The following is a 6,361-nucleotide window of genomic DNA, read 5'->3' as shown; positions in this document are numbered from 1 at the left end:
TACAGAGGGTGTCTTTCTTTTGTGCAATATTTTGGATTTGCTCATTTATAGTTTTTAAAATTAATTTGTCTTTTCGGTAAAAACAGATAATGCCGCCATACCATGGAAATCCCGCTTCGATCGTGGCTTTCACATCTCCATTGGTAATTGTGGCAAAATCTTCGTTTCCCTCTATGATACAGTTGTCTTCCGTCGCAGGCGGAAGTAAGGTCCAGTTTTCATCCGAGATACAGGCATTTCTGGTCGCTCTGGTTCGCAGACAGTTCCTGCCGTATGCTTCAATGACTACCAGTTCGTCTCTTCTCTGAAAGATCAATCGATTCTGTTCTAACACTATTTTTCCCATGCATACACCTCTCTTGAAATTCATCTTATTTGTAACAGCATTGGATTTCTGTTAATTTATTATAGCAATGATGACTTTTGATGGCTTGATTTTTCTTGATAAAAACTAACACAATCTTGATGTGTTAAAAAATTCGTGATATGGTTTTTGTAATATGAATTCCGGGGAGAAGATTTTATGAATTCTTATACCAATGACTCTTTTTATGAAAATATGTCACATCAGACAGAAGCGGCTCCGTATTCGGTTCACTATACCGAGGCGGCCGTGGATCATGAACCGGTGTTATATCTCCATTGGCATCATGAAATGGAGTTTTTAGTGCTGGTACAGGGAGAAATCACCGTTCATATGGAAGATCGATCGTATGTCCTGCAGGCGGGAGATGGGATTTTTATTCCGCCTGGGCTGCTTCATTACGCCAATAGTCGGTCAGAAATCCCGCCGGCGTTTTATGCTTTTGTTTTATCGCCGATGTTCTTGTTCCCAGAGTCTGAAACGTACAGTTATAACACCTATGTACTGCCGGTGCTGCATAATAATCTGGCTTTCGCGACGGTTTTGACGGAGGGGATTGACTGGCAGAAAGAGATTCTTACATATTTAAACCAGATCATTCAAAACCAGGAGGCAGGAGAACTCTATATGAGGGGAACCTCTTTATTGATATGGGATAAGCTTTTTCATCACCACATATCCAAAATCGGAGGAAAGAAAGCATTTTATGTAAATGCCGATCAGTTATCGGATTCCCTTGTTTATATACACAAAAACTATCATCAGAATATCACTTTGGAAGAATTGGCAGAATATGCCCATTTGAGTGAAGGGCAGTTCTGTCGTTCCTTTAAGGAATTAACAGGAATGACACCGTTTCGTTATTTGATACGATATCGTATCCTGCAAAGCTGCAATCAATTGCTTTTGACAGACAAAAAAGTAACAGAAATCGCTCTTTCCTGTGGATTCAACAATATCAGTTACTACAACCGGGCATTTTTTAAGATCATGAGGATGACGCCCACAGAATATCGCAAAACGACAGAAAAAAATAGTACTTTCATCATTTAAGAACATTCAGCAACAAATGGGAGCAGGTTAGCAAGTGATAAGAAGAAAAAAAAGAAGAAAAAAGTTACACTTTAGATAAAATCATGTGGGAGATGCTAAAAGACAAGGGGGAAATGCGTTTGGGATGAAAACAGGAAAAAACAAAAAGTGGATGTTGATCATTTTGCCAGCGGCGGTTGCGATGCTCTTTGGCGTATTTGCGGAACAGATGACGAAAGGAGAGTCTGAAACATCACAAAAAGAATCGGAGACGGTAGAAAGGGTGGAAATCATGCAGGAAGAATCAGAAACCAACACAGGAAAATATGCAGATACCAGTTCTTATGAGGAACTGGATGAACTTTATAAAGAATATTTTATGCTGGGAACCGGCTGTGAAGCCATTGACCATTGGAACAATCAGCTTGCAGAAATCGGTAATCCGGAGAAAGAAGCATTAATCAGCAGAATGTATAACAGTATTACGTTTGGCAATGAATTCAAACCGGCTTACAATTTTGATGCCTCATCGGAAACGTTGTTTACCGTTGATTTTGCGGCGGAGGAATTATTGGATTGGGCCAAAGAAAATGGAGTAAAAGTCCGTGGACATGTACTTGTGTGGCATGCACAGGTCAATCCATCTATTTTTGCAAAAGATTTTAAAGCATATTCTGGTGGAAACCTGACGGTTAGCGATACAGATGTTCTGGATGAAGATTGTCTGGTGAGCCGTGAAGTTTTGCTGGAAAGGTTAAAAACTTATATATATGGAGTATTGGAGTACACTTATCGGAATGGGTATGCTGATATTATTTATGCATGGGATGTGGTAAACGAAGCATGCGATGAGAGTCAGCCGGATGGTTTGCGCAATAGTTACTGGTATCAGATTATAGGGCCGGACTATCTGTATTACTGCTTTTTATACGCAAGAGAAGCAGAAGTTCTGTATTCCAATCAGTATGCTTCCCTTTATGGATTGAATCCGGAAACGGATGATCTGTCTTCTATTCAGCCAAAACTGTTTTATAACGACTATAATGAATGGGTGGTTTCCCGTAGCGATGCAATTGTACATTTTCTGACGGAAGAACCATGGAATGAAAATCATGAAAAAGTTACCAGTCCGGTGATTCACCCGGATGGAGATGGAACCATATATGGAGATGGTCTAATCGATGGAATTGGAATGCAGGGTCATCTGGATGACACGCAGAATATTGAACAGTATATGACTGCGCTGGAAAAGTATGATGCAGCTGTGGATGAAATACATATCACGGAGCTGGATGTCGGTTGTACAGGAAGTGACGCAAATGCAGAATTCTACCAGGCAAAGTTCTACTATGATTTTTTTGCAAGGTTGATAGAGGAAGTAAAAGGTGGGGTAAATCTTACATCCGTCACAATATGGGGATTGACCGATGACGCATCCTGGAGAACTGATGTAAATCCGTTGCTTTTCAATGGTGACTTGTCAAAGAAACCCGCTTTTGAAGCGATGGTTATGGCCGGAAAAGGTGAGGAGTTCTCATTGACAGCGGTTAAGCTCGCTGTTAACGCAAAAGATATGCATGTTTCTTTTGAACCCTATGTGGAGGACGGTAAAACGAAAACAGTAACGCCGCAGAGCGTAGGGGTTTACAGCCGTGGAACAGGACATCAGTCGGTCATTACAATGGTAAATACAGAAAATCATACAGAAGATGCCGTAATAGGATATGCTCTTAAAATAAGCAGAAGCGAACAGGATGCATCCATGAAGATGGATCTGTCTTCTTATATTGGCAGAACTGTGAAAATAACAGCATTTGTTAAAACACAGGATAAAAAGATCCGAATGGGATTAGATACAACGGTATCCGAACAGCTCATAGAAAAAAATGCTTCGGATGATTGGGTGGAAGTATCGGCAGAGTGCACGATTCCGGAGGATTTAAATTCAGCAAATCTTTATCTGGAAACGGACGGAAGCGCTGATTTTTATGTGGATGATATTGATATTTCTGTTGTTTCTCAGAATGCGGCAGGTGCTGAGAACAACGTATAACTGGTACGGGATTCCTATGAAAGAATTATGCAGTATATAGAGAGGAGATAACTATGAATAATACAGGAAATCAGGAAATAAATCCTATCACCCGTTTGGATTATCCGGATCCGGATGTCATCAGGGTCGATAATACTTACTATATGGTCAGCACAACGATGCACTTTATGCCTGGATGTGAAATTCTGCGGTCTTACGATTTGGTAAACTGGGAGCATGCATCCTATGTCTATGATGTATTGGATTCCACTCCGGGACAGAAAATAGAAGGGGAGGAAAATATATACGGACAGGGAATGTGGGCGGCTTCCCTGCGTTATCATAAAGGAATCTTTTATGTGTGTTTTGTGGCAAATGATACCGGGAAAACATACATTTATTCAGCGCCTTCTATCGAAGGACCGTGGAAAAAGAGTTATATCAAGGGCTTTTATCATGACTGTTCCATTTTGTTTGATGATGATGACAGAGTCTACATAGCATCGGGAAACAAATACATTCGTCTGCAGGAATTGGATGCGGATTTGAGCGGTCCGAAAGAAGGCGGTATCGACAGAATTGTTGTCAAGGACGAAGGACATCCCGGCCTTGGTTATGAAGGTACTCATTTTTATAAAATAAACGGTAAATACTATCTGTTCTTTATTCACTCTCTGAGAAAAGAGTGGAAACGGGTGGAGGCATGTTTCGTGTCGGATTCTCTGGAAGGAGAATTCACAGGCGGCGATGTGCTGAATGATGATATGGGATATTGTAATCAGGGAGTTGCCCAGGGAGGAATTGTAGACACTCCGGATGGGAAATGGTATGCAGTGTTGTTTCAGGACAGAGGGGCAGTGGGGCGTATTCCGGTACTGGTTCCGATCCGATGGGAAGAGGATTATCCGGTGTTTGGTGTGGACGGAAAAGTACCGGCTGATTTTGAAACGGTAAGTACCAGACCGGGATATGAATATCTTCCTTTGGTACAGAGTGATGATTTTAAGGGCGGTTTCTCTGTGGATGGAGAGGTAAAGGCATCCGGAAGAATGACGAAACAGTATGATTATGACAGTTTTGGGTTGAAAAGCTGCTGGCAGATCAACCATGAACCGGATTTGTCTCTGATCAAAAGAGATTTCGAGACTGGAACAGTGGAAATTACCACGGATAAGCTCTGCAAAAATGTAACACAGGCGAAAAATACCCTGACGCAGAGAATGCGTTTTCCGGGCTGTGTTGGGGAGGTAACGGTAGATGCTTCTTTGCTGAAAGACGGTGATTATGCAGGACTTTGTGCATTACAGGGATGTTACGGTCTTGTGGCTGTCACAAAGAAGAACGGAAAATTGTTTGCAGTAATGAAGAACCGCCCGGCGGATAACGCATCTCTGCAGGGAATGGAGAAGGACACGCAGGCAGGCATTCTGCAGGAAGAAGTGGAAATCCATACAGATCACGTGAAATTCAGGGTGGAAGCAGAATTTGAAAACATGAAAGATGAAGCAAGATTCTATTATGATGCAGGAGAAGGTTGGAAACAGATAGGAATCAGCCAGAAGCTGTATTTCAAGATGGATCATTTTACCGGCTGTCGGTTTGGATTGTTCATATACGCTACAAAGGAAATTGGAGGCAGTGCGGGATTTTCTGAATTTATATACAGATAATACTTGTCGAATGGAAAACAAAAGATACACAGGAATGAATTTTTAAATGCACTGCGGTCGTAAAATAAAACACCCCCAAACATCTGCACAAGCGGCAGGGTTTGGGGGTGTTTTGCTTTATGGGTTATGAAAAGTATGTTCTTTGGAACGATACTCGCTGGGAGTGCAGCTTTTGTGCTGCTTGAAGAGCCGGTTAAAAGTGGAGATACTGGGAAATCCTGCCTGGATAGCAACCTCGGTAATGGAGAGGTCAGTGTTGGCCAGAAGTTCTTCAACGGCTTTGATGCGTCTGTAACATAAGTAGTCTCCAAAAGTGAAATTAGTATATTGCTTAAACAGTCTGGAGAAATGATATTTACTAAAACCGACAGATTTGGCAACGGTCTCAAGATCTAAATTTTCCGTATAATGCGTGTCTATGTAGGTCATGAGAGCGTTGAATTTCTGTATATATTCTTTCTGTTTATCTAATTGAACCTTTGGAAACAAAGCTTCTGCGTTGATGCGATTGTAGGCAAATTTGACAAAGAAATTGATAAGCAGAGAGTAAATGATCAGTTCGCTGTATTCTTTTTGGCTGAAATATTCGTTGCACATCTGCGTAAGCAACTGGTATATGTCGTTGTAAATTTTAGGATAAGTTTCGGGAGTGACATAAAGCGGCTGCGCCAGGAGGGACTGAATGCCGGAGAAACTTTTCAGTTTGGTAATTAAAGTGATGTCAAACAGGAAAACGAATCGTTTCCCCTCGTTCGGAGCAATCAGTTCGTGGAGTTCGCCGGGAGGAATTACTAAAATTTCACCAGGCAGCAGGTGATAGCTGCTGTCGTTAACGATGACATCGTAGTAATTTTCAACCGGCATCAGAATTTCCATGGCGGTATGCCAGTGGGAAGGGAAGTCCGCCGATTGTTCATTGAACCAGATGCGTATAGTAGTAGCGTTATGGAATTCTACTTCTTCCTGATCTATTGTGAAATATCTGGAACCGGTAAAATCGCTGTTGATACTGTATAGATCTAAATGATTTCCGTTAAAAAGTTTCGTCATACTTCCTCCTATAATAGCAAAATAAGAATAATTAAATTTTGCGTTTTTTGGCGCTCGCCTAATTTGGTGAATATTATAAATAAAGCACAAAAAAGAAATGAAATACACAATGATTTTATAAGATAAGTGTAACATTTTGACGCAAATAAGGCAATAATAAATAGATAAAAAGTAAATTTGAACAAAAAGTGAGCAAAGGATGAAGAACGAATA

The 6,361-nt window shown here is 41.0% G+C and carries 4 protein-coding genes and 1 pseudogene; 3 read left to right on the top strand and 2 right to left on the bottom strand.

The window, feature by feature from the left end; genetic code table 11:
* Window positions 1-346 (bottom strand): annotated as a pseudogene (locus DW743_RS17340) (hypothetical protein); the annotation flags it as partial.
* Between the two features lie 267 nt (window positions 347-613).
* Between DW743_RS17340 and DW743_RS17335 the strand changes: the two are divergent.
* The 3 genes from DW743_RS17335 (at window position 614) to DW743_RS17325 (ending at window position 5,098) form a co-directional block, all read left to right on the top strand.
* Entirely contained in the window at window positions 614-1,417 is an 804-nt protein-coding gene (locus tag DW743_RS17335) for an AraC family transcriptional regulator (RefSeq protein WP_158568593.1), read from the top strand.
* A gap of 124 nt (window positions 1,418-1,541) precedes the next feature.
* The gene (locus DW743_RS17330; RefSeq protein WP_117762241.1) at window positions 1,542-3,449 is read left to right on the top strand and encodes an endo-1,4-beta-xylanase; all 1,908 of its coding nucleotides are present in this window, start codon (window positions 1,542-1,544) and stop codon (window positions 3,447-3,449) included.
* Window positions 3,450-3,502: 53 nt separating this feature from the next.
* On the top strand, window positions 3,503-5,098 hold the full coding sequence (locus DW743_RS17325; RefSeq protein WP_117762240.1) for a glycoside hydrolase family 43 protein: 1,596 nt from the start codon (window positions 3,503-3,505) through the stop codon (window positions 5,096-5,098).
* 117 nt (window positions 5,099-5,215) lie between these two features.
* Here the strand turns inward: DW743_RS17325 and DW743_RS17320 are convergent, their stop codons facing one another.
* Complete coding sequence (locus DW743_RS17320; protein WP_117762239.1) at window positions 5,216-6,148, bottom strand: helix-turn-helix transcriptional regulator; 933 nt, start codon at window positions 6,146-6,148, stop codon at window positions 5,216-5,218.
* Between the last annotated feature and the right edge of the window lie 213 nt (window positions 6,149-6,361).

It is taken from the genome of Blautia sp. AM28-27 (genome assembly GCF_003480905.1).
In the GTDB taxonomy this organism is placed as follows: domain Bacteria; phylum Bacillota; class Clostridia; order Lachnospirales; family Lachnospiraceae; genus Fusicatenibacter; species Fusicatenibacter saccharivorans.
This window is presented reverse-complemented; position numbering and strand designations above follow the sequence as displayed.

Excerpts from the sequence above, each read along its gene's own strand:
- DW743_RS17330 (WP_117762241.1), top strand. The coding sequence starts at position 1,542 with ATGAAAACAGGAAAAAACAAAAAGTGGATGTTGATCATTTTGCCAGCG.
- DW743_RS17325 (WP_117762240.1), top strand. The coding sequence starts at position 3,503 with ATGAATAATACAGGAAATCAGGAAATAAATCCTATCACCCGTTTGGAT.
- DW743_RS17320 (WP_117762239.1), bottom strand. The coding sequence starts at position 6,148 with ATGACGAAACTTTTTAACGGAAATCATTTAGATCTATACAGTATCAAC.